This window comes from Bacillus nitratireducens (assembly GCF_001884135.1).
In the GTDB taxonomy this organism is placed as follows: Bacteria; Bacillota; Bacilli; order Bacillales; family Bacillaceae_G; genus Bacillus_A; species Bacillus_A nitratireducens.
In genome coordinates, this window is the sequence record NZ_MAOC01000087.1 from 52,445 (window position 1) to 79,001 (window position 26,557).

Below are 26,557 nucleotides of genomic sequence, written 5' to 3' on the forward strand. Positions count from 1 at the left end.
TTTTAATATATAGCGGAGGGAGGCTGTTTCAATAAAGGAGGAAGTAACATGGTAAAAGGAAGAATACATTCTGTAGAGTCTTGTGGTACTGTTGATGGCCCAGGGATTCGTTATGTCATATTTACACAAGGGTGTTTATTACGTTGTCAATATTGTCATAATGCTGATACGTGGGAAATCGGTAAAGGTAAAGAAATAACAGTTGAAGAAGTGATGCAGGATGTGACATGTTACCTTCCATTTATTGAAGCTTCTGGAGGCGGTATAACGGTTAGCGGTGGAGAGCCACTATTACAGCTAGACTTCTTAACCCAGTTGTTTAAAAAATGTAAAGAAGCTGGTATCCATACAACGATCGATTCTTCTGGCGGTTGTTATTCTGAAGAGCCAGAATTCCAAAATAAGCTAGATATTTTAATGGACTATACAGATTTAGTTTTATTGGATTTGAAGCATATTGATTCAAAGAAACATCGTAAATTAACAGGGAAACCAAATGAACACATTTTACAATTTGCTCGTTATTTATCGGATAAAAAGAAACCAATTTGGGTAAGACATGTATTGGTCCCTGGTGTTACCGATGGTGAAGAGGATCTGCAAAAATTATCAAGCTTTATTCAAAGTCTATCGAATGTTAAGAAAGTGGAAGTGTTACCATACCATAAACTCGGTGTTTATAAATGGGAGGCACTTGGACATAAGTATCCACTTGCGGATGTGAATCCACCGACAGAAGAAAATGTTGAGCATGCGAAACATATTTTAAAAGCAGTCTAATCCAAATATTGGATTAGACTTTTTGTTTCTTTATCCCTCTATTTGTGGACAGTAAACGCCCACTGATTATTAGCCTTCACTTTATAATAAAATCTAGAGTATATATTCAGAACAGAGTATACTGAAGAAAGAATATCCATATTTTTGTAAAGAATAAGCGGAGAAATTTACATAATTGTAAAGGGAAATCAAAATAGTAAAAAGAATTAAGAAGTAAAAGAGTGAGTATCATGGAATATAGAACATTTGTAAGTTATTGCGAAAGCTCTTATAGGAAAGTATAATGTAAAGATATGAGCACAGATAGGATTAAGGGGTCAATCTTATATGCTTTGCATATCCACGACAGGTACATAGCTAACAGGGGAATATTGGAATCCGAGTATGTAATGTTTAAGGAAAATGTTTTTCCTATTGTCGTATATGCAATATGGAGAAACAAAAAGCTAGGAGTGGATTTGTTTGATAAAAAACCCCAAGGTTTTAATATTAACTGCACATTACGGTAACGGTCATGTGCAAGTAGCGAAAACATTAGAACAAACCTTTCGCCAAAAAGGAATCAAAGATGTAATTGTATGCGACTTGTTTGGAGAATCACATCCAGTTATAACCGATATTACAAAATATTTATATTTAAAAAGCTATACGATAGGAAAAGAATTATATCGTTTGTTTTATTATGGTGTAGAGAAAATTTATGATAAAAAAATAGCATCGTGGTATGCGAATTTTGGAAGGAAGCGTTTGAAGTCGCTATTAGAGGTAGAGAAACCGGATATTGTTATTAATACCTTTCCAATCATCGCTGTACCAGAATTGAAAAAGCAAATAGGTATTTCTATTCCTGTTTATAACGTATTAACAGATTTTTGCGTTCATAAAATATGGATCCATCGAGAAGTAGATCGTTATTTTGTAGCAACCGATCATGTGAAAAAAGTGATGGTTGATATTGGTGTGCCTGCAGAGCAAATTGTTGAAACCGGGATTCCGATTCGTAGTAGTTTTGAGCTAAAGATAAATCCAGAAATTATATATAATAAATATCAGTTATGTAAGGATAAAAAGATTTTACTAATTGTAGCAGGTGCTCATGGTGTGCTAGGAAGTGTAAAAGAACTATGCCAGTCATTTATGTCAGTACCAAACTTACAAGTAGTTGTCGTTTGTGGGAAAAATGAAGCTTTAAAGCAGGAATTATTGGGGCTGCAGGAGCAAAGTTCTGATGCTTTAAAAGTATTTGGTTATGTTGAAAACATTGATGAGTTATTCCGTGTTACTTCTTGTATGATTACGAAGCCAGGTGGCATTACATTAAGCGAAGCAGCAGCATTACAAGTACCTGTCATTTTATATAAGCCTGTCCCAGGACAAGAAAATGAAAATGCGTTGTATTTTGAAAGAAAAGGTGCTGCAGTTGTAATCCGTGATGATAGTGAAGTTTTTGCAAAAACAGAGACGTTATTGCAAGATGATATAAAGCTTCTCCAAATGAAAGAAGCGATGAAAAGTATTTATCGTCCTGAACCAGCTGGTCATATTGTGGATGCAATTTTGGCAGAAAATCATGCAGAGCCGAGTCGTATACCTATTAAATCACCAGCTCTTGCCGAATCTTTTACTTAATATGAAACCCCTCTTTTAAACTTTTAAAGAGGGTTTTTTTATTATTGTAACAAAAGTAAGCGTGAATTATTAACTTATCCACAAAGGATTGCGCTTTCATTAGACAGTAAAATCGGAATATTAACAACTATATCCACATAATCCACAATTTTTAGAAAATTATCCACAATTCGCGCGTTTGGTGTTCATTTAAATGAATGAATTCGCAAAAGGTTTTTGGAATTTATGCACAATTCTATGGGTTTTGTGGATAAAGTTGTCCACAAAAAAGGTTCCTTATTTATAAGGAACCTTTTTTGCCAATCCATTGGAAAATCTTATGCAATGAAACTGAATAATTAGGGGGGAAAACCTTCTAATTATTCAGTTTCACTTTAAATACTTTTTGAGCGATATCCCGCTGCACGATCTGCTTTTCGAAATTCTCGTTGATAAAGAACTTCTTGTGTACTAGATAATGTGTTTTTTGCTTTGTCACGTTTCTTTTTATCCATTACAAATCACCTCGTGTCTTAAAGTCACTATCTATCGTTTCCAAAGACATGGGGTGATATACATATATGTCAAACTAGTATTGAATAATTATCATTTCAAAAAATTTAGACTATGCTTCTTTTAATTGATGAGCATCTTGGAATGTTGTATCTCGCATTGTAGCAAGTGTATATTGATCTTTTGGAATTTCATATAGGTTATATACTTCTTCATTTGCGTTAATTTCATCATAAACGGCTTTTCTTGTTTCATTTGCTAGATTTACATATTGTAGTTTTTCGGCAGCTTTAATAGAACGAATATTTATTTTGCGAATACGCATAAAAATTGTTTCAATATCTAATTCATAGAAAAGTTCACTAAAAAATGAATCTTTCGCCAATTTATTATAGCCTTTGCCATGGTACGGTTTTCCAAGCCATGTTCCAAGAAATCCGGCTTTTTCTTGCACATCAAATAAAGTAATTGTTCCGATAGGGTTACCCCATTCATCTAAAATTGTGCGTGAAATTAATTCCCCACGCTCTTCAGCTTCAATCGTTTGTTTCGTTAAAAATAAATATTCCTCATAAGAATAAGCCTTTTGACGCACAAAAGGGAAGACAGCTGGATCCACCATTAATTCGTATAGAACGTGGCTGTCGTGTAAGTCGCGTTTTTTCAACACACTAACTCCTCCTCACACGAGGGTAGCATGACGAAAAAGCACCCCACCCTCGAAATTTTTATATCAATCTTTAAAAAATTTCGGGGTGGGAATCGAACCCACTAGAACCAGTTTATAACGCTGGTGGCGCACCATTTGCCTTCCCCATTCATCAATTTGAAAATGATAATCACGACACAAATTGATTATGGTTTCATTCAGTTTATAATCGTATAATACTTTATCTAGTCAAAAAAATAAACTAGTTTTTTTTATTTTTTTTGTAAATTATTTTCCCATCAATCATAGTTAGTACAGGCTTGGCTAAATAATGGAAAGGATGATGTGTCCATAGCACGAGATCTGCGTCTTTTCCAACCTCAATGCTTCCAATTCTATCCTCTAAACGTAAATTTCGCGCTGGAAATATAGTGATTCCTTCCAATGCAGTTTTCTCGTCTAATCCTTCCCTTACTGCGACAGCAGCACAAACATTTAAATATTGAATGGGGGTATAGGGATGATCTGTTGTTATAGAAACTTCCACTCCATTTTTTGATAATATATGGTAAGTATCCCATGTTTTGTTTTTTAGTTCGATTTTAGAACGGCGTGTAAGAGTGGGGCCAACTGAAACCTTCAAATTGTGTTTCGAAAGCTCTTCAACAATAAAGTGTCCTTCTGTACAATGTTCAAGACGTAAATCAAGATTGAATTCTGTTGCAAAGCGTAGAGCAGAAGTAATATCATCTGCGCGGTGAGCGTGGATACGTACTGGTATTTCCCGGCGAAGTGCTTTTAAAATGGGAAGCATTCGAAAATCAGCTTCATGTCCATAGTGTTGTGCTTCGTAGAATGATTCTCGAAGTAAACCCATAATACCCATACGTGTAATTGATTCTTTTGTTCCGTTACTATGAACTTTTTTAGGGTTTTCTCCAAAGGCAATTTTTAAACCAGCAGGTTCTTGAATAATCATATGATCAATACAAGTTCCAGCAGTTTTTATTACACAAGTAGTACCCCCGATAATATTTTGACTCCCAGGCATAACATGAACAGTTGTAATACCATTTTGTACAGCATCTTGAAATGCAATATCAAAAGGATGGATTCCGTCTAAAGAACGGATATGTGGTGTTGAAACTTCAGAGGTTTCATTTGCATCATTTCCAGCCCAACCAGTGCCTTCATCATAGAGACCAAGGTGAGTATGGACATCAATAAATCCAGGTAAGAGATGAAGAGCTCGCGCATCTATAACGGTCATATCTTGAGTAGGCTGAATAGCAGGTTTGACCTCAGCAATTCGTTCGCCTATAACGAGTACATCACCTTGGAACTTTGGAGATGTAATAGGGTACACAATGGCTTGTTTGAGCAATATTTTCATAGGTACCTCATTTCTGTTACTTTACAATGTTAATGGAATTTCAGAAAAAGTAACTGAAAGGTTATTTGTGTAGTAATGCTCTGGATCCTAGACCCCTTGTAAAACTGTGTTTTAGAAGTACTACATTGTATGCGAAAGTATATTTTGTAATGCATGGTTTACTGTCGGAAATGTGTATTGGTACCCATGTTCAATTGCTTTAATAGGTAATACATGTTGCCCTTCCAGTACAAGTATACTCATCTCACCCAATAAAGCGTGAAGCATAAATGAAGGGACAGGTAACCAATGAGGCTTTCCCATTATAGTTGCAATGGTTTCTCCAAATTCCTTCATTTTTATAGGGAGTGGGGCTGTAATATTAAGAGGACCATCAATTTCTTCTTTGTGTATGATGAAATCAATCATGCGAACGACATCGTCTATATGAATCCATGATAACCATTGGTTTCCAGATCCAATTGTACCTCCGATATAGAATCGATAGGGAAGTAGCATTTTTGGAAGGGCTCCTCCGTCTGCACCTAATACGACTCCGAATCTTGAGTAGATTGTTCTTATTCCAAGAGAACGTGCTTTAGATGCTTCTTGCTCCCATAAAAATACTGTTTCTGCTAAAAAGTCATTTCCTAGAATTTCTTGCTGCTCGGTAAAAGACTCTGTTTCAGATGTTCCATAGTATCCGATAGCGCTTGCGTTAATAAATGTGTGTGGTTTTGTACCAAGTGCTTGCAATTGTTTAATGAGTCCTTTTGTTGTTTGAATTCTACTGTTTAAAATTGCTGCTTTTTGTTTCTTTGTCCATCTACTATTAATAGACTCTCCAGCTAGATTAATAACTACATCGATAGAAGAGAGGGGGAAGGTCTGTAAATCCGGTGTCCATTGTAAGTATTGAAGGTTAGTGTGTGAAGTTTCAGCAGTTTTTTTTCGAGTCAGAATGTAAACAGTATATCCTTTTTGAATAAAAAAAGTAGAAAGGTATTTACCGATAAAACCGGTGCCACCAGAAATTGCGATTTTCACAATCATTTCCTCCTCATTATATATATTCTTGAAAAACAAAAATGTTCCTCGACTATGTTAAAATAATAGAGAGGTGAGAGTATGGCTGTCATTACAAAAATAGAAGTACAAAAACGATCAAAAGAACGATTTAATATTTATATTGATAAAGGTCAAGGTGAAGAATACGGATTTAGTGTGGATCAAGTAATCTTAATGAAACATGGATTACAAAAAGGGTTAGAAATTGATGAAGTAGCGTTAGGCAATATTTTGTACAACGAAGAGGTACAAAAAGCATATTTACAAGCAATCTCCTATTTATCCTATCAAATGAGAACGAAACAAGAAATAGAAGATTTTTTACGGAAAAAAGAAGTGGGACAGGCCGTCATCTCTGAAGTCGTTTCGAAATTATTACATGATCGATATATTAATGATAAAGAGTACGCCATTTTATATACGCGAACGCAAAGTAATGTGAATCGAAAGGGTCCAACTGTTATAAAAAGAGAGTTATTAAATAAAGGTGTTCAGGATCTAATCATTACACATAGTTTACAAGAGTATCCAAAGGAGAAGCAAATTGAAAATGCTTTGGTTCTTATAGAAAAGAAGAAAAAATCTTATCAAAAGCATTCATTTTTACAGATGAAGCTAAAGTTAGACGAAATGCTTGTTCGTAAAGGGTATCCTAGAGATGTGATTCAAATTTGTCTTGAAGAATTGAAAGACGAAAAAGATGACGAACAGCAACAAGAAGCGTTACACTATCATGGGAATAAATATTATGAGAAATATAAGAAGTATGATGGATGGACATTCGTAAATAAGATGAAACAAGCGTTATATCGAAAAGGATTCTCTATTGATGAGATAGAGATATTTTTACAAATGAAACGTGAAGAGGGATGAGGGGAATAATAAGATGAATATGCCAAAACGCTACAGTGAAATGACACCGCATGAGCTTAGGGAAGAAATTGGGGCTTTGAAGGAGCAAGCAGTAAAGGCTGAGCAACTTGGAATTGTAAATGAGTTCGATGTATTAATGAGAAAGATGGCCATGGCCCGTGCTTACATGACTGATATAAACAAATTCCATATTGGTGAGACATATGAATTAGTAGAAGAACCTGGTGTAGTATTTAAAATCACGTATTTCAATGGGGTATTTGCTTGGGGTTATAAGCAAAATGATAATGAAGAGATTGGGATACCAATTTCCTTGCTACAGGAAAAATAAAAACCAGAGAGCGAATATCTCTCTGGTTTTCATCTTTGGTAGGCGTTAAAGGAGATAGGAGATTCTAAAATTGGCGTTTTTTACATTCATTCGCCAGTATAATGAGAGACTGGGTTTGCTGCGTCTGTCCGTTAACTTGCGCTTTCGCATGTTTCGGACGAGTCCACGTATGGTTAAATAATTCAGAACGACTATCTAAACGATCACGGTAGCTCATCTTTATCACCTCGTGTAGGAAGTTAATTTTTTAGGTTGTACCTGTACTACTCTTCCTGCTGATTTGCAGCACGCATACGTTCTTGTGGGTGCGTGTTAATTGTGCCGTTAGGTCGTTTCGAAGCGAAGCGTGATTTCGCTTTCGGCTGACCATCGATTTTGCTGTTGTTTTTTGACTCAGACCAAAATTCGGCTTGTTTACCCATTGCGAACGCCCTCCTCATCATCAGTTGATACCTCTTTAAGAAGTATCACTTATAGAATGTGCAAAATAGAAGAAACTATCCTTTAGAAATGAAGGGATAAATAGGTAAAAGGAGACTAGAACATGAATGATATTCACGAAACATTAACGAAAGAACTATTAGACAAAAATGACAAACTTTCTTACGCACAAGCTCGTGCGTGGGTTGAACTACTGTGGGAAGACTTTCAAACAACTTATGCGAAATCAGGTCGTTATCAAGGTGATGAAATGACTGAGCAAGTAGTACGAACATGGATTAATAATCATGGAGGGCGCCTTCATGAAATGCGTACAAATAATCCGAAGTATAGCCATTTAATCAATCAAGAAGATCATTTGAAACATTAAAAAAAGCGACTTAAGTCGCTTTTTTTAATGTGGAAGCAATTCTAATTTCTTTCGAAGTTTTTCTTCGCTGAAAATCCATCCCGTATATGAACTAATAATATTTAAATTTTGATCGAGCTGAACGATTGCGACGAATGGATAATAATCTTTGCTTCGATACCGCAAATCAATGAACCGAACTTCATAATAGTTATCATAATCGAAAATATCCCAGCGATATACAGGTGAAAAAGATAAGAAAGCAGATATATTTTCATCTCTCACAGCAGCCTGCATAATGGCAGTATTCGGGAACGGTACGCGATCAAATTTATCGTATACAAGGATGTTACCGCGGTGCCATCTTGCGACGTAGTAATGTTCCGTTGTAACGACGGCTAAATGATAATGATAAAATTTGTAAGAAGGAGAAATAATTACTTTCTCTACATTTTTGAAACGTTTGTATACTACACTTTTAATATTTCGATGCATCATAACGCGGCCGATGTAGTAAACAAACATTAATATATACGCTGCTAAAGCAGTATATCCTTTATGTGATCCGACAAGCATACAAGCAATCGCAAGTATATGGATAAAGAAAATGACAGTATCGAAAGTATTAATTATGCCAAGTGCTACCCATTTTTTGGTGAAGGGCCTTAATGCTTGTGTACCATAGGCATTGAAAATATCCACAAAGACATGAAGAAAGACGGCAATAAATGACCAAAGTAGTAGATGCAAATATGGAGCGTCTGAAAAGAAGGCGAACGAGATGCCACTTATAAGGAATGACCAAAGAATTACTGCAGGAATGGAATGAGTAATCCCGCGATGATTTCTTATATATTTAGCGTTATTACGCAATTTTAAAACTGTATCGATATCAGGAATATTGGAACCAGCAATTGTTGCAAGCATCACTGCTTGAGGCCCAATATCACTTTGTGCTATGGTTGGATCTAATGTTGCCAAACTGCCTAGAGTAACGCCCATAACAAGGTGAGTGGCTGTGTCCATAGAAATCCACCTCCGTTTTTTATTAATGTAACTCTTTTTATTCGATACCTCAAGTCCTTTGCCTTCTATTTCCTATGTCATCTTACTTAAATTTTTTCCTAAAATCTTTATAATAGTACGTATATGCAAAAAAATGAGGGGGATCAAGTTTGACACTTGAAATATTAAATAAGTTTAACATAGAGCAGTTTCAAAATGATTTAATTGGTTGGTTTGAAAAAGAACAACGTGATTTACCGTGGCGAAAAAATAAAGATCCATACCGTGTTTGGGTTTCGGAAATTATGTTACAGCAAACAAGGGTGGAAGCTGTAAAACCATATTACGCAAATTTTATGGGGAAGTTTCCTACACTTGAAGCGTTAGCAAATGCCGATGATGAAGAAGTATTAAAAGCATGGGAAGGCTTAGGATATTATTCTAGAGCGCGAAATTTACACACGGCTGTAAAAGAGGTAAAAGAAGTATATGGCGGGATAGTACCGAGTGATGTAAAGAAAATCGAAAAACTAAAAGGAGTGGGACCATATACAAAAGGTGCCATTTTAAGCATTGCATACGGTATACCAGAGCCGGCGGTTGATGGAAACGTTATGCGTGTATTATCTCGTATTTTATCAGTATGGGATGACATTGCAAAACCCAAAACTAGAAAAGTGTTTGAAGAGATTGTGCGTGAAATTATTTCGGCTAAAAATCCATCTTATTTTAATCAAGGTTTGATGGAATTAGGAGCATTAATTTGTATACCGAAAAATCCATCTTGCTTACTTTGCCCTGTACGTGAACATTGCCGAGGATATGCTGAAGGCGTTCAAAAGGAGTTACCAGTAAAAAGTAAAGCGAAGGCTCCTACGATGGTACCGATTGTTGCAGGGGTACTTCAAACGGAAGATGGTCGTTACGTCATTAATAAACGTCCAAGTACCGGATTATTAGCTAACATGTGGGAGTTTCCGAATGCCGAACTTGGCGAAGGGATTCGGAATCAGAAGGAACAGCTTACAGATTATATGAAAGAAAAATTTGAGCTTTCGATTTCTATTGAAGAATACGCAATGAATGTGCAACATACGTTTACACATCGCACTTGGGATATATTCGTATTTTACGGAAAAGTAACCGGTGATATTGTTGAAACAGATACATTGAAATTTGTATCAAAAGAAGCATTCGAACAGTTACCTTTCTCTAAATCACATCGTACAATTTACGAAAATTGTGTGGAGAAAATTACAATGCAATAAATGAAAAAAACGTGTTCTAGAACTTTGGAACACGTTTTTTTATTGGGAGAAATTTGTATTTCGAGGCTAAAAATCGATGCTTTTATAATCCGCCACGTGATTCGATTTCTTTCACAATTTCTTTATAAATCGTTTGTCCCTCTACATTTAGATAAGGCATAATTTGCTGAAATGAATGATGAAAATGAGCTAATTCATCCTTGTTCCATTCATTTTTGGAAATCATAGTTAGCTCAGTCATATCACGTCCAGTATACATATTCCCACCTCCATCATATGTAGTTTGAATGAGTGATAAGAGATATATTCGTGAATTTTTTTAAAGAAAATTAAGGATAACTTCTAAGTGAATGGGTTACATTATTGATTGTGGAGGTGAGAAAGATGAGTAAAAAACAACAAGGTTATAATAAGGCAACTTCTGGTGCTAGCATTCAAAGTACAAATGCTAGCTATGGTACAGAGTTTGCAACTGAAACGAATGTACAAGCAGTAAAACAAGCGAACGCACAATCAGAGGCACAGAAAGCACAAGCTTCTGCTGCTCAAAGTGCAAATGCTAGTTATGGTACAGAGTTTGCAACTGAAACAGATGTGCATGCAGTGAAAAAACAAAATGCACAATCAGCTGCAAAACAATCACAATCTTCTAGCTCAAATCAGTAATGAAAGAAAAACACTTCTCCGTTCGAGAGAAGTGTTTTCTATGTGTGCAGGAGTCATTGTAATGAAAATAAAGGGAACGACATAACTTCTAATAAGTCAACAAATGTAGTCAAAGGAGAAAGAAGTGCGCGATTAGAAATATGTAATAGGAATTATAACTAGCGAATGAATTTAAAAGGGGGTAAGTGATGAACGATTTTGATAAGTTGGTAGGAGAGCAGTTGGAAACGATGGATGAGCTTTTAAAGTTACAATCGCATTTAGAGAAGTATCAGCAAATTGAAATGAGTGAAAGGGATACGTGCGATAAAAAAGAATTGCATTTTATCCGTCAAGAAATATATAGAACAGAAATAGCATTAAAACTTTTACATGAAAAATTTGAACAGCAAACGAATAATGTGATTCAATCTTTTGAAACCGAAAAAATAATTTCAAATTAAGGGTGAGATATGTTGTTGATTTTAGGTGAAAAGTCCTTTCTTAAACAGAGGTGAGGGGGCTTTTCTTTTTGTTATATCTTCGCTTGATCTTCTAAAATACGTATTGCTAATTCATAGAAAATGTTCCTTCGTTAAAAGGGTTAGTGATGTGGTATTCAATAATACAAACTTCATTATATTCCTCATGAAAACAAGTGTCCTATCGCTTTAGTTTTAAAATTTTGACAAAAAAGTTATAATAGAAAAAAAGTGAATGCAGTTCAAGGGGTAGTTAAGACAACTTAAGAAAAGCATTTGCGGTTGAAAGAAGGGAGCATATATGGGATTTCCCAAAGAAGGAGAAAAGGTACAAATACATAGTTATAAACATAATGGCTCCATTCATAGAATGTGGGAAGAGACAACAATTTTAAAAGGGACGCAGAGCCTTGTGATCGGAGCAAATGATCGTACAGTAGTTACGGAATCAGATGGTCGAACATGGGTTACTCGCGAACCTGCGATTTGTTACTTCCATGCTAATTATTGGTTTAATGTGATTGGAATGCTGAGAGAAGAAGGAGTATATTATTATTGTAATTTAAGTTCTCCTTTTGCATATGACTCTGAAGCATTAAAGTATATTGATTACGACTTAGACATAAAAGTGTATCCAGATATGACATATACACTTTTAGATGAAGATGAGTATGAAAAGCATAGTCAAATCATGCAGTATCCACCTGTTATTGATACAATTTTAAAACGAAATGTAGCACATTTAACACAGTGGATTCATCAAAGAAAAGGTCCATTTGCACCGGATTTCGTAGATATGTGGTACGAAAGATATTTAATGTACAGAAATTAAAACAAACCTGCAGGGGATTTCCCGGCAGGTTTGTCCTATTAGAGGGGGGATTATGTGCAAGGTATAAAAAGATATTTACAATTTGTTAAACCATATCGATGGCTCATTGCTATTACAATTATTATTGGTCTTGTTAAGTTCGGTATCCCGCTTATTATGCCATGGTTATTAAAGTATATTATTGATGATGTTATTCAAGGCACAGGCTCACTTCAAGAAAAAACGTCGCAATTAATAACCGCAATTGGGATTGCTTTTTTTATCTTTGCGATATTAAGACCACCGATAGAATATTATCGTCAATATTTTGCGCAGCGCATTGCCAATACAATACTATACGATTTACGAAAATATATTTTTGGGCACTTGCAAAAATTGAGTTTACGTTATTATTCGAACACAAAAACAGGGGAGCTTATTTCACGTGTAATCCATGATGTAGAACAAACGAAGGACTTTGTAATTACCGGTCTTATGAATGTCTGGTTAGATACTGCAACAATTGCTATTGCTATTATCGTTATGTTTTCGATGAATATAAAATTAACCTTTGTTGCTTTATTAATCTTACCTATTTATGTAGTTGCAGTGAAATATTTTTTCGGGCGCCTTCGAAAACTGACGAAAGAGCGCTCACAAGCGTTAGCAACTATGCAAGGGTATTTACATGAACGTATTCAAGGGATGCAAGTGACACGTAGTTTTGCATTAGAAGAATATGAAAGAGGACAGTTTGAAAAGAGGAATAATGAATTTTTAACGAAAGCACTAACTCATACGAGTTGGACGGCGAGAACGTTTTCGGCAGTGAATACGTTAACGGATTTAGGGCCATTACTTGTTATTGGTTTTGCGGCGTATGAGGTAATTCAAGGATCGTTAACATTGGGTACTATGGTTGCTTTTGTTGGATATATGGATAGTTTATATAGTCCGCTTCGTCGCCTTGTTAATTCATCTACAACATTAACACAGTCTTTCGCCTCGATGGATCGAGTGTTTGAATTGTTGGATGAAAAATACGATATTGTTAATGTGCCAAATGCGGTGCAAACGAAAAGGTTAGATGGAGAAGTTATATTTGATAATGTTTCTTTTCGTTATAATGCGGATGAAAAAGAAATATTGCATAATCTGTCATTAACTATGCGGCCAGGAGAGAAGGTTGCGCTTGTAGGGGCAAGTGGTGGAGGAAAGTCATCTCTTGCTAGTTTAATTCCGCGTTTTTATGATGTTTCTGAAGGAGCAGTGTATATAGACGGGATAGATGTAAGAAAGTACAATATGAGAAATTTGCGTAGTCATATTGGAATTGTGCTACAAGATAATTTATTATTTAGCGATACAATCGGGGCTAATATTTTATATGGTAATCCGAAAGCTACAGAGGCGGAAGTGATTTCAGCTGCCAAAGCTGCGCAAATTCATAATTTTATTACAGAGTTGCCAGACGGCTATGATACTGTCGTGGGGGAACGTGGTGTGAAATTATCGGGCGGGCAAAGACAACGTGTAGCGATTGCACGAGTGTTTCTAAAGAATCCGTCTTTACTTATATTAGACGAAGCAACTTCCGCTTTAGATTTAGAAAATGAACGATATATTCAAGAGGCACTGCAAACGTTAGCGGCAGATCGGACAACAATTATCATTGCACACCGATTAGCGACAATCACGCATGTCGATACAATTATTTATGTTGAAGATGGTGAAATAAAAGAAACGGGTTCTCATGAAGAGTTAATGAAAAACAGAGGATTTTATTACAATCTATATCAACTTCAGCATATAACAGAAACAGCTCCTTTAGCATAAAAGGAGCTGTTTTTTATTCGTCTTCTTTTTTATCTTCGATTTGGAGTTCACTCTCTGGTTTATGGTATGTGTAGAAGCTATCCACAAGTAAATCTAAATGCTCTACTTCCTCACTGTAGTTAATAATTGAAGAAATAAGAGGGAAGAGGTGTAACCATATTTTATATGCTTCCTCATCGTCCTTATTTTGATAATCCATAAAGATATCAATCAATTCTTGTTTACCTGTTTCAACTTCATCAAGCATCTCAACGGATTGTTGTTTCTTTGCTTTACCAATAAATTTTAATAAAACTTGTTCGTGATAATGCGTTAATGAATCAAGTTCGTTTTGAATAGATTCCTGAAACTCTTCTGGCATATAGCGCAGTTCATTTTCAGTACGATGTAATGACTTTAACGTGCTTAAAGCGCGGCTTGTTGTCGCTAACATTTGTCTGAATAAAACGAGCTTACGAATTTTTGCGAATTGTATTTTCTTCGTGTAACTTCTTTCTTCTTTATACAGCAAATAGTAATGATTTAGTTTAATCATTTTTTCTTTCATGCGATCAATATCGGTTTTTAGCGTTGTAAAATCAGAAGCTTGCCTACTGTTCATACGAATCCATTTAACAATTTCTTCTGTATTATCAACGATGCGATGGTAAAGTTTTGTTTCATATTTTGGCGGCATAAATACTAAATTTACAAGCGAAGCCGCAATAATTCCAATCATAATCGTCGCGAATCGAAGTAAGGCAAAATTAAAGAAATCTTCGCCTTGATACTCCATAATGGCGATAACTGTTACTAAAGCGATTGATATTGTGTTTTCTAAGCGTAATTGTAAAGTAAGAGCAATTACTAATATACACGTTAATCCAATAATAAAAGGATTATGTCCAAAAGCAGTAGCAAATACGATAGCGAATACCGCACCAATTACGTTTGCTTGAATTTGCTCAAGAGCTGTTAAATACGAGCGGTATACAGACGGTTGAACAGCAAAGATAGCTGAGATTCCCGCAAATACTGGACTCGGTAATTGAAGTAAAATACAAGCAAATAAAGCTAATGTAATGGCAATACCCGTTTTTAAAATGCGAGCACCAAGTTTCATACCCTTATTGATATCCTTTCTCTTGTCATAATGAATGTACAACATGATACTATACATTCATTACAATATGTTAGCAAGTGATATTTTAGTGACGTTAAAAAGAAATTAAGATTCATTTTATAATTTTTCCTAATTCTTTTTAAACATCAATTTTTAGTAAAAAAACCTGCTGAATTTCAGCAGGTTTCAAATTGTTACTATAGATTACTATGAGAAGTGTACTTCGTCAATTTTTTCTTGAAAATGAAAATTAGGCATATCACTCTGTTGAGATAGATGGGTCCGCCTGTTCTTTTTTCGGGATAATTTCATAGAAGTGAAGCTGGATATTATCTAATAAGGGTGTTAATAAAGCGACTTCTTCATATTGTTCATGCTCATTTAATACACGAATGTAGTCTAATAATAATTCATTTACATCTTGCAAACCATTTTTACTAATTGGCTGCAATGTTACATTTGCACCTTTAGCGATTCTTTGTTTTAGGGCTTGCTCTGTTAAACCTAAGTTTGGCTCATGACGTAAATAAACAACACCACCAGTCATGCCGGCACAAATCCATGGACCAGGATCTCCTAAAACAAGAGCACGACCATTTGTCATATATTCAAAAGCAAACCCTTTTATATTGGAATATGCGCCTATATTCCCTTGTTCTTTTTCACGGAGTGGTTTTGTAATTCTACCTCCAATTATCATGTCTGCCCCAGAAAGGCGAATGCCAGCACGAGCATCAGCGTTACCTTGCACGTATAATGCACCTTTTTGAGCGCCGTATCCAAATCCTTTTCCGACAGAACCGTTATAATATGTTCCATCTTTCCCTTTTGCTTTCGTTATATAAATGCCACCACCAAATGAAGTTTTCCCAATGCCGTCTTGCGCACCGCCATTTACGTGTATAAATAAGTTCTCGCTATTGTACGCGCCTAATCCGTTTCCAGGAACAGAACCGTTTGTATACTTTAATGTAAGTGGTTCAAGATGAGTGTTTTCATATAATTTACTACGAACACGATAACAGGATTCTAGACCGCCCATTACACGTTGCTCTACGCCGACGCTTACTAATTCTTTTGACTGGAGAGAATTAGTTGATTCAAATTGTTTTTCTTGTACAGATTCCGTTATTTTCACGGATGAATCTTCTATCGTTTGTATTAAGTTTCGTAAGTCTAATAAGTTCTGGCCTCGAGTTTGTTCTAATAAATCTGATCGCCCGACAATATCTTGTAAGTTTGTGTAACCGAGCTGCCCTGTTAAACGTTTTAGTTCTGTACCGAAAGTAGTGAATAGGTTTAATAGCCCGGCAACTGCGCTTTCTAATTCACGTGGAACGAAACGGCGCAGTCCATGTTCTTTTGCTTGAGCTTCAGATTCAATTTGTGTTGCAATTCCGACGTGGCACGTATCGAGATGACAACCACGGCAAGTTGTACAGCCAATGGCAATCATTGATAATGTACCAAATCCAATCCGGTTTGCTCCAAGGAGCATGATTTTTAAGGCATCATTTACGCTTCGGATACCACCGTCTGCCCAAATCTCTACTTTATGTCTCATATGTGCTTCTAATAGAGCGTTATGTGCAGCTTTAACACCGATTTCTACAGGAAGACCTACATGTTGCAATGCATGAATACGTGCAGCACCTGTTCCGCCATCAAACCCGCTAATGTTAATAAAATCAGCACCAGCTTTTGCAATACCGACAGCAATTGTTCCAATATTAGGAACGACAGGGACTTTTACAGCTACTTTTGCAAGATGATTAGCCGTTTTAATTTCTGTAATCATTTGGGCTAAGTCTTCAATTGAATAAATATCATGGTTGTTAGAAGGTGAAATTAAATCCGAACCAATTGTAGCATTACGTGCTTCAGCGATTTTGGCAGTTACTTTTGAGCCAGGCAAATGTCCACCTTCACCAGGCTTTGCTCCTTGACCAATTTTTATTTCAATTAAATTTGATGAATTTAGTAGTTCAGCGTTTACTCCAAATCGACCAGATGCAACTTGTTGTCCGCGTGTATTTGGGTATTTGCCAATCATATCTTTAATTTCGCCGCCTTCACCGTTCAAACTAATCATATTTAGCTGATCGGCAGCTTCTGCATATGCACGGAAGGCTATTTCATTTTGAGAACCGAATGACATGGAACTAATAATAAATGGTAAATCATGATTGTGAATGCCGATGGACACTTCTTCAGTTGGAATTACATGTTTTGTTTGTTTTGTTTGAATAAGGTGCCTGATTGCGATAGAGTTATTTTCTTCTAATTCACTTAACTTGTCGCGGTAATCATCATAAGAGTTTCCTTTGGCAACATCACCAATTGCTTTCCAAATCCGCGGGAATATATGAAATGATTTTCTCATTCTAACTTGTGGATTGTTATAATCAATCGCACGAATTTTTGCATCTTCAGCAAGTGATTCAAGTGAAAATGCTAAATCATTTGAACCGAAGAAATTTGTAATTTGTAATGTGTTTGCGATTTCCTCATGTAATCCAATAGAGGAGAAGAGGCGACCGTAACCGCGTAATTCATGAATTCCAATCGTTGAAATTACTTTCTCTAGTCCTTTATTAAGTGCGGTATACAAATTAGTAATTGGTGCTTTTGTTCCATCATTTACAGTTGCGAATAATAAATATGGATTAATACCGTCTGCCCCTAATCCGTATAGTGTGACGATATCGTGTAAGGAGCGAAGGGCACCAGAACGTATAACGAGAGAGCATTTCCGGCGTAAATTATTTTCAGTTAATGCTTGATGTACTTTAGCGGTAACTAAATGTGGATCAATCCATAATAGTTCATTTTGATGAGAGTTAGCGTCATCTAATAATAGTAGGGAAGCCCCATTTTTAACGGCTACTATCGCCTCGGAACTAATTCGATTTAACGCGCTTTGTAAAGTTTCTGATGGACTAAATGTAACAGAAATTGTAGAAACAGAGCTATGAGTGGTGAATAGCTGTATAAGTTGTTCGTACGTAATCGTCTGTAAGTCTGCCGCGATAGGCTGAGCTAAACTTCCTTCTAAAATAATTGGTGAAAGCATCTCGATTACAAATGGTTGTTTAGAGTTATCTAATAAACTTGGACGTTCTCCGAGTACGGTACGTGTGGAGAAGTGTTCGACTTCTCGATCACGATCGATGGCTGGATTTGTTACAACGGCTACACTTTCCTTAATGAAATCGGCAATATTTCGTCTATCTGTATCAAGTGCGGCAAGTGGTGAGTCATGCCCAAGTGAACGAATTGGTTCGACACCTTTTGTTGCCATCTGTTCAAGGAGCTGAATATGTTCTCGATCCCATCCGAAAGCAACGTATTGCTTCGTTTCAACTTGAACGGAATCACATAACCCTTGAATTTCTGTCGTTTCAGGGATAGATAAGTTTATATGATAGTTGGTAACATCGATTCGTTTCTTAAAACGGTTATATACTTCAATTTGATAATTGTCGTATTCATAGAGAATAAGCTCATCTTGTTCATTCCATTTTAGTCCAACTTTTTCTCCAGGAGCGAGTGGTTTCGGCTCTGCTACATACTCAGTTGGTGATACAACTCCAGGTTCAGAAGAGAAAATATAGGAGCTCTCTGTCTCTACTTTCCAAACTGGGCGCAATCCAAGAGAATCGACACTGAAAACAGCTTCATCTTTATAACGTGAAATGATGCCAGCTGGACCTTGAGCGAAATGCCCCCAAGCCTCACGTATATAAGTGTATAAGTTTTGTAAGTTTGTTTCGTAAAGTTTTATTTCATTAATAATTGGTGGAAATAATATATCCATTGCTTCAAATAAGCTGTAGTTATACTGAACGAGAAGGGTTTCTAAGGTGCGGTTTAAATCTTGGGAGTCACTTCCCCCTGCAGTAAGTGGTACATGAATCATTTCGGCTTGATCACGTAATTTGGCAATTGTATTAATTTCACCATTATGTCCGAGAATGCTAAATGGTTGTACACGAAAAAAATTAGATAATGTATTAGTAGAATAGCGATTATGTCCTAGTGTCATGGTTGAAGCGATAAGTGGGTGTTGTAAATCGTTGTAATAGGCAACAAGTGTATCTCCAGCACCTAGAACTTTATATACAACATGTTCATGACTTAATGAGGCAACATGAATTGCTTCATTTTCTTCGATTTTTATTGTTACAGAAAATAATGTTTGCTCAATATTTTTAACTTCATTTTCAGCGATAAGGGCAACTTGCCAAAATAAAGGTTCTTCTTGTTTACCAAGAGGACCGAGTGCATCTGAGTTTATTACATCATCATTTTCGAGAACAATTGTCAATTTTTCATTGTTTAGTTGCGTACGAATGTAATCTTTTAACTCAGCAATGTTTTCTTTTTTGTTTAGAAAAAAATGTCCAACGATAAAGTGGGGATGATCCACAATCGTTGGATTATATCCGCTACTTTTCAGTTTTTCATTCCAAAGTGCTTTTGGCATGTCGATATGAATTCCGATACCATCTCCTTCGCCATTAATGAAACCAGCTCTATGATTCATTTTGACGAGTGATTGTATACAAAGGTCGATGTTTTCTTTTGTAGGAATTCTTCGTTTTTTCATAACGGAAACGATTCCACACGCATCATGTTCTGCATTTTTATAATTCCGAAATAAAGACGGTGTCCATTTATTTTTTTTATTGAGCATCCGTCAATCCCCCCTCTGGAAAATGAATTTTGAATAATCTTACTATTTAAGGCGTAAGTAGCCTTGTATACAGGGATAGTAAGGATATAAAAGAATATAAAGCAGATAATTATGAATAATTATACTATTAATGAGGGATTTATGAAATAGAAAAAAGGAAAAAAGAAAGGTTGCTTTCTTTTTTCCTTTTAATTATAGGGGTTATTTATTGTCTGCTAAAGCAGCAAATGCTCTGCCGACAGCTTCAATTGTATATTCAATATCTTCTTTTGTATGTTCTGTTGTTAAGAACCATGCTTCATACTTAGAAGGTGCTAAATTAATACCTTCTTGAAGCATTAGCTTGAAGAATCTACCGAACATTTCCCCATCTGTATTTTTGGCTGCATCGTAATCTTCAATTGTATTTGTCGTGAAGTATACAGTTAATGCACCTTTTAGACGGTTTACTGTAATATCGATGTTATGTTTTGTAGCTTGTTCTAAAATTCCTTTTTCAAGCATTGCGCCAAGTGCATCTAATTTCTCGTATACGCCTTCTTGTTGAAGTACTTCAAGACATGCAATACCGGATGCCATAGAAGCAGGGTTCCCAGCCATTGTACCAGCTTGGTATGCAGGGCCGAGCGGAGCAACTTGTTCCATAATTTCTTTCTTACCACCGTAAGCGCCAATTGGAAGGCCACCGCCGATAACTTTACCAAGTGCTGTTAAGTCTGGTGTCACGCCAAGTAAGTCTTGAGCACCACCGTACATAAAGCGGAAAGCAGTAATAACTTCATCATAAATTACTAATGCGCCAGCTTCATGGACAAGCTCATTTACTTTCTCAAGGAATCCAGGTTTAGGCTCTACGATACCGAAGTTTCCAACGATTGGTTCTACAAGGATAGCTGCTACTTCATGTCCCCATTTATCTAAAGCTTCTTTTAACGTTTCTACATTATTAAAGGGAACGGTAATAACTTCTTGTGCAATACTTTGTGGCACACCAGCTGAATCAGGAGTTCCAAGAGTAGAAGGACCAGAGCCAGCTGCTACAAGTACCAAATCGGAATGACCGTGGTAACAACCAGCGAATTTCATAATTTTTGTGCGACCAGTGTAAGCGCGGGCAACACGAATGGTTGTCATAACGGATTCTGTACCAGAGTTTACGAAACGGACTTTATCTAATGCGGGCATTGCTTCTTTTAACATTTTTGCAAATTTTACTTCTAGTGCTGTTGGCGTTCCGTATAGTACACCATTTTCAGCAGCAGTTGTAATTGCTTTTGTTATATGCGGGTGAGCATGTCCAGTAATAATAGGACCGTATGCTGCTAAATAATCGATATATTTATTTCCATCTACATCCCAGAAATAAGCACCTTTTCCGCGTTCCATTGCAACCGGAGAACCGCCTCCAACTGCTTTGAAAGAACGGGAAGGACTGTTAACACCACCAACGATATGTTCTAAAGCTTCCTTATGTAACGCTTCTGATTTTGTGAAATTCACTTCAATTCATCTCCTTACAAAAATCTATGTATTATTCTAACATGTTTTTTGAAAAGACGTATTGTTTGTGATAGAAGGAGCAGTTGGGTAAACTATTCGTTGTGACATTTAGGAAGGGGGTCCGATTATGAAATCGGTAATTGAGGTACAAGGGTTACGTAAAGAGTTTACAGCCTATTCAAGTCGTCCGGGATTAAAGGGTGCATTTCGCGATTTATTAAATCGTAATTATAAAATAGTACCAGCAGTAAATGATGTTTCTTTTACTGTGAAGCAAGGTGAAATGGTCGGTTATATTGGTGAGAATGGTGCTGGTAAATCAACGACAATTAAAATGCTTACAGGGATTTTGACTCCGACATCAGGACAAATTACAGTGAATGGAATGAATCCGCACAAACAGAGAGAAGAATTTGTAAGAACAATTGGTGTCGTGTTTGGTCAGCGTTCACAGCTTTGGTGGGATATTGCTGTACAAGAATCATTTCGTTTGTTGAAGAAAGTGTACGGTGTATCAGACGCTCAGTATAAGGAACATATGGAACATGTTATTGAAACGTTAGATATCGGTCCTTTATTAGATAAACCGGTACGAAAATTATCTCTTGGTCAAAGAATGCGTTGTGAACTAGCAGCGGCGTTAATTCATAATCCGCCATTATTATTTTTAGATGAGCCAACAATTGGACTTGATGTTCTTGTGAAATTGAAAATACGAGAATTTTTAAAAGAGATGAATGAACGTTATAAAACAACAATTTTATTAACGACGCATGATATTACTGATATTGAAGCTTTATGTGAACGCGTTATCATGCTTGATGAAGGAAATATTATGTATGACGGTTCTTTAAATAATCTTCGTACGCAGTGGGGAGCAGAGAAGGAAATACATTTTCAATTTATTGCCCCAGTTTCATACCAGGAGTTATCAATGGTTATGCCAGATAGTCATGTTGCTTGGTCAAAGGCGAAAGAAGAAAACGCTTGGGTGGCAAAAATACCGAATGAAGAAGTTATCATTTCTATGTTGATTTCTAAAGTAGTACAGGCCTTTCAAATTAAAGATTTGAAAATTAACGAAGTGTCTACAGAGGAAATTATTCGTAACATTTATGAAGAAGGTATTATGCATGGGTAAGTATATTGAAATGATTCGAATTCGCTTTTTAATGATGCTCGCCTATCGTACAAATTATTACAGCGGGATTTTAATTTATACGATTAATATCGGTGCGTATTATTTTTTATGGCAAGCGATTTATAGCGGGAAAGAAAATATTGAAAGTTTATCTATTTCGCAAATGACTACGTATATTGCGATCGCATGGATGGCGCGTGCTTTTTATTTCAATAATATAGATAGAGAAATTGCGATGGAAATTCAAGAAGGACGTGTGGCGGTAGAGCTAATTCGTCCGTATAACTATTTAGGTATGAAAGTTATGCAAGGTCTTGGAGAAGGGATATTTCGTTTTGCTTTCTTTTCAATTCCAGGTATGGTTATGGTTACGTTATTATTTTCATTACAAATTACAACGAATTTTCAAACGTGGTTATATTTCTTCTTATCTTTAATATTTAGTTTTATCATTAATACACAAATAAATTTAATGACAGGAATGCTTACATTCTTCTTATTTAATAATAGTGGAATTATGTATGCGAAACGTGTTGTTATCGATTTATTTTCTGGTCTATTATTACCGATTAGTTTTTATCCGTTATGGGCCCAAAAAGCAATGGTGTTTTTACCGTTTCAAGCAATTAGTTATATTCCGAGTATGATTTTCTCTGAAGGTATACAAGGGAGTAAGTTATATGAAGCTTTATTATTTCAAATGATTTGGGCAATTATACTTATTATTCCAATTGTACTGATGTGGAAAACGGCGAGAAAACGTCTAATCGTACAAGGGGGATGATGAGATGATGTATATAAATTTATTTTTGCAATATGCAAGTCAATATATAAAAACAAAATTGGAGTATCGTGGCGATTTTATCGTCGGATTACTTTCAGATTTATCACTACAAGCTGTTAATTTAATCTTCATTCTTGTTGTGTTTGGACATACCCAAGCACTAAAAGGGTGGAGCCGAGAAGAAGTAATCTTTATTTACGGTTTCTTTTTAGTACCGTTTGCCATTTTTTCAGCTTTCTTTAATATATGGGACTTTAATGATCGTTACATTATTAAAGGAGAAATGGACCGTATATTAACGAGACCGATCCATAGTTTGTTTCAAATTATATTAGAAAGAATGGAACTCGAATCTTTAATTGGAGCGATTACAGGAATTATTGTAATGGGATATGCAGCAGTAGAATTACAGTTATCTTTTTACTGGTATGATTTCTTCTTATTCCTACTAATGGTAGGGGGAGGGGCGCTTGTGTATGGTGGGATATTTGTTACGCTTGCAAGCCTTGGGTTTTGGTCGGATGCGAAAAGTTCGATTATGCCGCTTATGTATAACATAGGGAATTATGGACGCTATCCTGTTGATATTTATAACCGTGTTATTCGCTTTGTTTTAACGTTTGTTTTACCGTTTGCATTTGTGGGGGTATATCCAGCAGCATACTTTTTAAGGAAAACAGAGTGGAATAGCTATGCTTTTGCGACACCATTTGTTGGTATTATCTGTTTTACTATTGCAATTACCCTTTGGAATCAAGGGGTCAAACGATATCGCGGTGCAGGAAATTAATTATAGAAGCTTGTTCGCTTCTAAGGGATAAATCAGCTATAGTCCTCATACATATAAAATGAGGTGGAGGACATGTTATGGGGATTTATTCTATTAATTGCAGCAATCGCTATTTTGAGAAGTGTCCAATTATTATGGAGTTCATATTCAGATTCTAGGCGTTTCTTTTCGCTGTATAATTTAGCCTCCTTATTTTTAATTTATACAACGGTACTGATTGCGTTTGGGTTAAGTTATGTTGTATTAGAAGAAATGGGTTTTGCAGTTTTGAAAGAAGATGGAGAAAGCTTGCATGCCCAATCTTTTCAACTTGTAGAAATTTGCTTGTATTTTAGCGCAGTTACTTTATTGTCCGTTGGGTACGGTGATATAGCTCCGATTGGAATAGGGAGATGGATTGCAATTGCAGAAGCACTAATTGGATATACATTACCGTTTGCTTTTGTAATGAGATCTGTAATAGAAAATGAAAAATAAGATAGCATTTGATATAGTAAAAGAAAAGAGTAGGAGTGATAACAATGATCACAGTAGGAGAAATGGCTCCAGAATTTACATTAGAGGGAAGTAACGGGGAACAAGTTCGCTTAGCTGATTTTCGTGGTAAAAATGTAGTTCTATATTTTTATCCGAAAGATATGACTCCAGGGTGTACAACTGAAGCATGTGATTTTCGAGATGCATATGGATTATTTCAAGAGAAAGATACAGTTATTCTTGGTGTAAGCCCTGATTCAGCGAACAGACATCTGAAATTTATTGAGAAGCATGAGCTTCCATTTGTACTTTTAGTAGATGAAGATCATAAGGTAGCAGAATTGTACGATGTTTGGAAATTGAAAAAGAACTTTGGGAAAGAATACATGGGAATCGAGCGTTCTACATTCCTTATTAATAAAGATGGTGAGCTTGTAAAAGAATGGCGTAAAGTGAAAGTGAAAGGACATATTGAGGATGTTCTTTCTTATATAAAGTAAATTCATTGTGGAGATAAAATATATAGAAGTAAGGCGAGTGTCTATACATATTTTATCGTCTTACATAAAGTGAAGTGTAGGGCATACCTCCTCAGATGATAGTATTCCAAGTGCGATTATGTCGCACTTTTTTTCTATGTAAATGTATAGAAAATGGGGAAAGATATATAAGAATAAGGCTATATACAAAAATAAACCACATACTTATAGTAGAAATATTGACGATTTATAAGAAAAGGAGTACACTCTTTATAAGAATTATAAAATAATAATCCGTATAGAATCGGGGTGCATGACGGTGGTCAAAGAAGAATTAAAAGAAGCGCTAGAAATGCTGAAAAATACGGGTGTACGCATTACTCCACAGCGTCATGCTATTTTAGAGTACCTTGTGGAATCTATGACGCACCCAACAGCGGATGACATTTATAAAGCATTAGAAGGTAAGTTTCCAAATATGAGTGTTGCAACTGTCTATAATAACTTACGTGTATTTAAAGAGGTTGGACTTGTAAAGGAATTAACTTATGGAGACGCTTCAAGTAGATTTGATTATGTTACAAGTCAACATTATCATGTGATTTGCGAAAAATGTGGTAAGATTGTTGATTTTCCTTATGGAGGTTTGGAACAGCTTGAAGAGGAAGCTGCGAAAACGACAGGCTTCGTTATTAATAGTCATCGCTTAGAAATTTATGGCGTTTGTCCAGAGTGTCATAAGGCGTAATATATAATAAAGAAAGAGGGTGACGATTACGTCACCCTCTTTCTTTATTATATGGAGATGAAAAAATACTGATCAAAGTGAAAACACGTGTTACCCTTTATAGCTTTTTTTATTGTACTTCTCATCAAATTCTTTTCCTTCTAAACTCGGATCGAGTGTTAAAGGTTGGTTGCAATGCATACATGCGTCGACACGACCGAGCATTTTTGTTGGCTTATTGCAGCTTGGACAAATAATTTGTACAGTTTTAGTGGATAACATACCAATCCAAAAGTAAACGACAGTACTAGCGATAACAGCTAAAAAGCCAACCATCATAAATGTTGTCATAATAATAATGTTGTCACGGAAAAAAACTCCTAAGTATGCAATGAAGAGACCGATAAATACTAGACTTAATGCAAAGGTCCGAATTTTATTGATTTTGTTCGAATATTTAATGCCCATTCCCACCACACTCCTATAATAATAATATAACACAAAAATCAGAATTTTCATTCTCGTATAAACCTAGTGAAATGATAAGGTGTAAAATAGGAAGGCGTATAGCCATGTAAAAAGAATACATTGGGAGATAGAATGTTATCGTTCAAGTGTTTTTAAAGTTTTTAACGGGATGTGAAATTTTTTTTGAAAAAGTATTGACCCTATATATACTGCATGATATATTAATAAACGTCGCTGATGCGGAAACGCAGAAAACGACAAAAAAGAAAATGAAAAACTTAGTTGACATCGAAAAACGAAGATGTTAACATAAGGAAGTCGCAAATGAGCGACCAAGTAGTTCTTTGAAAACTGAACGAAAC

General features: G+C 35.8%; 28 protein-coding genes. 16 read left to right on the forward strand and 12 right to left on the reverse strand.

Features of this window, described 5'->3' with window-relative positions; all coding sequences use genetic code 11:
* Positions 1 to 48: 48 nt before the first annotated feature.
* Both pflA and BAU23_RS24280 read left to right on the forward strand, forming a co-directional pair.
* Positions 49 to 780 (forward strand): pyruvate formate-lyase-activating protein, encoded by a 732-nt coding sequence (pflA, locus tag BAU23_RS24275; protein ID WP_000238490.1) that lies wholly within the window; start codon positions 49 to 51, stop codon positions 778 to 780.
* A gap of 462 nt (positions 781 to 1,242) precedes the next feature.
* On the forward strand, positions 1,243 to 2,409 hold the full coding sequence (locus BAU23_RS24280) for a diglucosyl diacylglycerol synthase (RefSeq protein WP_016128292.1): 1,167 nt from the start codon (positions 1,243 to 1,245) through the stop codon (positions 2,407 to 2,409).
* A 374-nt stretch (positions 2,410 to 2,783) separates the two neighbouring features.
* Here BAU23_RS24280 and BAU23_RS24285 read toward each other — a convergent pair whose 3' ends face one another.
* From BAU23_RS24285 to BAU23_RS24300, 4 genes are all read right to left on the reverse strand, one after another.
* On the reverse strand, positions 2,784 to 2,903 hold the full coding sequence (locus BAU23_RS24285; RefSeq protein WP_000358484.1) for a YfhE family protein: 120 nt from the start codon (positions 2,901 to 2,903) through the stop codon (positions 2,784 to 2,786).
* A 110-nt stretch (positions 2,904 to 3,013) separates the two neighbouring features.
* Entirely contained in the window at positions 3,014 to 3,571 is a 558-nt protein-coding gene (locus BAU23_RS24290) for a GNAT family N-acetyltransferase (RefSeq protein WP_000914737.1), read from the reverse strand.
* A gap of 241 nt (positions 3,572 to 3,812) precedes the next feature.
* Entirely contained in the window at positions 3,813 to 4,943 is a 1,131-nt protein-coding gene (locus BAU23_RS24295) for an amidohydrolase (RefSeq protein WP_000698286.1), read from the reverse strand.
* A 120-nt stretch (positions 4,944 to 5,063) separates the two neighbouring features.
* Positions 5,064 to 5,969: a TIGR01777 family oxidoreductase gene (locus BAU23_RS24300; protein ID WP_000684399.1), complete on the reverse strand. Its 906-nt coding sequence runs from the start codon at positions 5,967 to 5,969 to the stop codon at positions 5,064 to 5,066.
* 81 nt (positions 5,970 to 6,050) lie between these two features.
* On the opposite strand from BAU23_RS24300, the gene recX reads away from it, so the two are divergent.
* Positions 6,051 to 6,863, forward strand: coding sequence for a recombination regulator RecX (gene recX, locus BAU23_RS24305; protein ID WP_000268515.1), 813 nt, complete (start codon positions 6,051 to 6,053; stop codon positions 6,861 to 6,863).
* Positions 6,864 to 6,876: 13 nt separating this feature from the next.
* Entirely contained in the window at positions 6,877 to 7,194 is a 318-nt protein-coding gene (locus tag BAU23_RS24310) for a YfhH family protein (protein WP_001057021.1), read from the forward strand.
* Positions 7,195 to 7,258: 64 nt separating this feature from the next.
* On the opposite strand, the gene BAU23_RS24315 is transcribed toward BAU23_RS24310, so the two are convergent.
* Both BAU23_RS24315 and BAU23_RS24320 read right to left on the reverse strand, forming a co-directional pair.
* Positions 7,259 to 7,411, reverse strand: a complete 153-nt coding sequence (locus BAU23_RS24315; protein WP_000122093.1) for a YpzG family protein — start codon at positions 7,409 to 7,411, stop codon at positions 7,259 to 7,261.
* Positions 7,412 to 7,457: 46 nt separating this feature from the next.
* Positions 7,458 to 7,616 (reverse strand): small, acid-soluble spore protein K, encoded by a 159-nt coding sequence (locus BAU23_RS24320; RefSeq protein ID WP_000517891.1) that lies wholly within the window; start codon positions 7,614 to 7,616, stop codon positions 7,458 to 7,460.
* Positions 7,617 to 7,738: 122 nt separating this feature from the next.
* Between BAU23_RS24320 and BAU23_RS24325 the strand changes: the two genes are divergently transcribed.
* Complete coding sequence (locus BAU23_RS24325) at positions 7,739 to 8,005, forward strand: YfhJ family protein (RefSeq protein ID WP_000997857.1); 267 nt, start codon at positions 7,739 to 7,741, stop codon at positions 8,003 to 8,005.
* Between the two features lie 24 nt (positions 8,006 to 8,029).
* Here the strand turns inward: BAU23_RS24325 and BAU23_RS24330 are convergent, their stop codons facing one another.
* On the reverse strand, positions 8,030 to 9,010 hold the full coding sequence (locus tag BAU23_RS24330) for a metal-dependent hydrolase (protein ID WP_000379144.1): 981 nt from the start codon (positions 9,008 to 9,010) through the stop codon (positions 8,030 to 8,032).
* Between the two features lie 149 nt (positions 9,011 to 9,159).
* Between BAU23_RS24330 and mutY the strand changes: the two genes are divergently transcribed.
* Positions 9,160 to 10,257 (forward strand): A/G-specific adenine glycosylase, encoded by a 1,098-nt coding sequence (mutY, locus tag BAU23_RS24335; protein ID WP_000171387.1) that lies wholly within the window; start codon positions 9,160 to 9,162, stop codon positions 10,255 to 10,257.
* A gap of 82 nt (positions 10,258 to 10,339) precedes the next feature.
* On the opposite strand, the gene BAU23_RS30330 is transcribed toward mutY, so the two are convergent.
* Positions 10,340 to 10,516 carry a hypothetical protein gene (locus tag BAU23_RS30330; RefSeq protein WP_002094743.1) on the reverse strand — a complete coding sequence of 59 codons (177 nt, stop codon included), beginning with the start codon at positions 10,514 to 10,516 and terminating at the stop codon, positions 10,340 to 10,342.
* 125 nt (positions 10,517 to 10,641) lie between these two features.
* On the opposite strand from BAU23_RS30330, the gene BAU23_RS24340 reads away from it, so the two are divergent.
* The 4 genes from BAU23_RS24340 (at position 10,642) to BAU23_RS24355 (ending at position 14,031) form a co-directional block, all read left to right on the forward strand.
* Positions 10,642 to 10,923 carry a gamma-type small acid-soluble spore protein gene (locus BAU23_RS24340; RefSeq protein ID WP_000039043.1) on the forward strand — a complete coding sequence of 94 codons (282 nt, stop codon included), beginning with the start codon at positions 10,642 to 10,644 and terminating at the stop codon, positions 10,921 to 10,923.
* Positions 10,924 to 11,111: 188 nt separating this feature from the next.
* Positions 11,112 to 11,366 (forward strand): YgaB family protein, encoded by a 255-nt coding sequence (locus BAU23_RS24345; protein WP_000997589.1) that lies wholly within the window; start codon positions 11,112 to 11,114, stop codon positions 11,364 to 11,366.
* A gap of 319 nt (positions 11,367 to 11,685) precedes the next feature.
* Positions 11,686 to 12,216 (forward strand): nucleoside tri-diphosphate phosphatase, encoded by a 531-nt coding sequence (gene ntdP, locus BAU23_RS24350; protein ID WP_000506630.1) that lies wholly within the window; start codon positions 11,686 to 11,688, stop codon positions 12,214 to 12,216.
* 54 nt (positions 12,217 to 12,270) lie between these two features.
* The gene (locus BAU23_RS24355) at positions 12,271 to 14,031 is read left to right on the forward strand and encodes an ABC transporter ATP-binding protein (RefSeq protein ID WP_001161607.1); all 1,761 of its coding nucleotides are present in this window, start codon (positions 12,271 to 12,273) and stop codon (positions 14,029 to 14,031) included.
* A gap of 13 nt (positions 14,032 to 14,044) precedes the next feature.
* Here the strand turns inward: BAU23_RS24355 and BAU23_RS24360 are convergent, their stop codons facing one another.
* From BAU23_RS24360 to hemL, 3 genes are all read right to left on the reverse strand, one after another.
* The gene (locus BAU23_RS24360) at positions 14,045 to 15,133 is read right to left on the reverse strand and encodes an FUSC family protein (RefSeq protein WP_000765794.1); all 1,089 of its coding nucleotides are present in this window, start codon (positions 15,131 to 15,133) and stop codon (positions 14,045 to 14,047) included.
* A gap of 259 nt (positions 15,134 to 15,392) precedes the next feature.
* Positions 15,393 to 19,829 (reverse strand): glutamate synthase-related protein, encoded by a 4,437-nt coding sequence (locus tag BAU23_RS24365; RefSeq protein WP_071735290.1) that lies wholly within the window; start codon positions 19,827 to 19,829, stop codon positions 15,393 to 15,395.
* Between the two features lie 201 nt (positions 19,830 to 20,030).
* Positions 20,031 to 21,329, reverse strand: a complete 1,299-nt coding sequence (hemL, locus tag BAU23_RS24370; protein ID WP_001011870.1) for a glutamate-1-semialdehyde-2,1-aminomutase — start codon at positions 21,327 to 21,329, stop codon at positions 20,031 to 20,033.
* Positions 21,330 to 21,456: 127 nt separating this feature from the next.
* Between hemL and BAU23_RS24375 the strand changes: the two genes are divergently transcribed.
* The 6 genes from BAU23_RS24375 (at position 21,457) to perR (ending at position 25,748) form a co-directional block, all read left to right on the forward strand.
* On the forward strand, positions 21,457 to 22,470 hold the full coding sequence (locus tag BAU23_RS24375) for an ABC transporter ATP-binding protein (RefSeq protein ID WP_000843654.1): 1,014 nt from the start codon (positions 21,457 to 21,459) through the stop codon (positions 22,468 to 22,470).
* Entirely contained in the window at positions 22,463 to 23,254 is a 792-nt protein-coding gene (locus BAU23_RS24380) for an ABC transporter permease (RefSeq protein ID WP_000521526.1), read from the forward strand. The genes BAU23_RS24375 and BAU23_RS24380 overlap by 8 nt, the downstream gene beginning before the upstream one ends.
* A 4-nt stretch (positions 23,255 to 23,258) precedes the next feature.
* Positions 23,259 to 24,044: an ABC transporter permease gene (locus tag BAU23_RS24385; protein WP_071735292.1), complete on the forward strand. Its 786-nt coding sequence runs from the start codon at positions 23,259 to 23,261 to the stop codon at positions 24,042 to 24,044.
* A gap of 72 nt (positions 24,045 to 24,116) precedes the next feature.
* Positions 24,117 to 24,521: a potassium channel family protein gene (locus tag BAU23_RS24390; RefSeq protein WP_000964348.1), complete on the forward strand. Its 405-nt coding sequence runs from the start codon at positions 24,117 to 24,119 to the stop codon at positions 24,519 to 24,521.
* A gap of 44 nt (positions 24,522 to 24,565) precedes the next feature.
* Complete coding sequence (gene bcp, locus BAU23_RS24395; RefSeq protein WP_000633720.1) at positions 24,566 to 25,021, forward strand: thioredoxin-dependent thiol peroxidase; 456 nt, start codon at positions 24,566 to 24,568, stop codon at positions 25,019 to 25,021.
* A 298-nt stretch (positions 25,022 to 25,319) separates the two neighbouring features.
* Positions 25,320 to 25,748 carry a peroxide-responsive transcriptional repressor PerR gene (gene perR, locus BAU23_RS24400; protein ID WP_000237831.1) on the forward strand — a complete coding sequence of 143 codons (429 nt, stop codon included), beginning with the start codon at positions 25,320 to 25,322 and terminating at the stop codon, positions 25,746 to 25,748.
* 90 nt (positions 25,749 to 25,838) lie between these two features.
* On the opposite strand, the gene BAU23_RS24405 is transcribed toward perR, so the two are convergent.
* A complete protein-coding gene (locus tag BAU23_RS24405; protein WP_000511740.1) occupies positions 25,839 to 26,195 on the reverse strand; it encodes a YgzB family protein in 357 nt (118 codons plus the stop codon).
* Positions 26,196 to 26,557 lie beyond the last annotated feature (362 nt).

Coding starts and splice junctions, on each gene's coding strand:
- pflA (WP_000238490.1), top strand. CDS start 49: ATGGTAAAAGGAAGAATACATTCTGTAGAGTCTTGTGGTACTGTTGAT.
- BAU23_RS24285 (WP_000358484.1), bottom strand. CDS start 2,903: ATGGATAAAAAGAAACGTGACAAAGCAAAAAACACATTATCTAGTACA.
- BAU23_RS24295 (WP_000698286.1), bottom strand. CDS start 4,943: ATGAAAATATTGCTCAAACAAGCCATTGTGTACCCTATTACATCTCCA.
- recX (WP_000268515.1), top strand. CDS start 6,051: ATGGCTGTCATTACAAAAATAGAAGTACAAAAACGATCAAAAGAACGA.
- BAU23_RS24310 (WP_001057021.1), top strand. CDS start 6,877: ATGAATATGCCAAAACGCTACAGTGAAATGACACCGCATGAGCTTAGG.
- BAU23_RS24315 (WP_000122093.1), bottom strand. CDS start 7,411: ATGAGCTACCGTGATCGTTTAGATAGTCGTTCTGAATTATTTAACCAT.
- BAU23_RS24320 (WP_000517891.1), bottom strand. CDS start 7,616: ATGGGTAAACAAGCCGAATTTTGGTCTGAGTCAAAAAACAACAGCAAA.
- BAU23_RS24325 (WP_000997857.1), top strand. CDS start 7,739: ATGAATGATATTCACGAAACATTAACGAAAGAACTATTAGACAAAAAT.
- BAU23_RS24330 (WP_000379144.1), bottom strand. CDS start 9,010: ATGGACACAGCCACTCACCTTGTTATGGGCGTTACTCTAGGCAGTTTG.
- BAU23_RS30330 (WP_002094743.1), bottom strand. CDS start 10,516: ATGTATACTGGACGTGATATGACTGAGCTAACTATGATTTCCAAAAAT.
- BAU23_RS24340 (WP_000039043.1), top strand. CDS start 10,642: ATGAGTAAAAAACAACAAGGTTATAATAAGGCAACTTCTGGTGCTAGC.
- BAU23_RS24345 (WP_000997589.1), top strand. CDS start 11,112: ATGAACGATTTTGATAAGTTGGTAGGAGAGCAGTTGGAAACGATGGAT.
- ntdP (WP_000506630.1), top strand. CDS start 11,686: ATGGGATTTCCCAAAGAAGGAGAAAAGGTACAAATACATAGTTATAAA.
- BAU23_RS24360 (WP_000765794.1), bottom strand. CDS start 15,133: ATGAAACTTGGTGCTCGCATTTTAAAAACGGGTATTGCCATTACATTA.
- BAU23_RS24365 (WP_071735290.1), bottom strand. CDS start 19,829: ATGCTCAATAAAAAAAATAAATGGACACCGTCTTTATTTCGGAATTAT.
- BAU23_RS24375 (WP_000843654.1), top strand. CDS start 21,457: ATGAAATCGGTAATTGAGGTACAAGGGTTACGTAAAGAGTTTACAGCC.
- BAU23_RS24380 (WP_000521526.1), top strand. CDS start 22,463: ATGGGTAAGTATATTGAAATGATTCGAATTCGCTTTTTAATGATGCTC.
- BAU23_RS24385 (WP_071735292.1), top strand. CDS start 23,259: ATGATGTATATAAATTTATTTTTGCAATATGCAAGTCAATATATAAAA.
- BAU23_RS24390 (WP_000964348.1), top strand. CDS start 24,117: ATGTTATGGGGATTTATTCTATTAATTGCAGCAATCGCTATTTTGAGA.
- bcp (WP_000633720.1), top strand. CDS start 24,566: ATGATCACAGTAGGAGAAATGGCTCCAGAATTTACATTAGAGGGAAGT.
- BAU23_RS24405 (WP_000511740.1), bottom strand. CDS start 26,195: ATGGGCATTAAATATTCGAACAAAATCAATAAAATTCGGACCTTTGCA.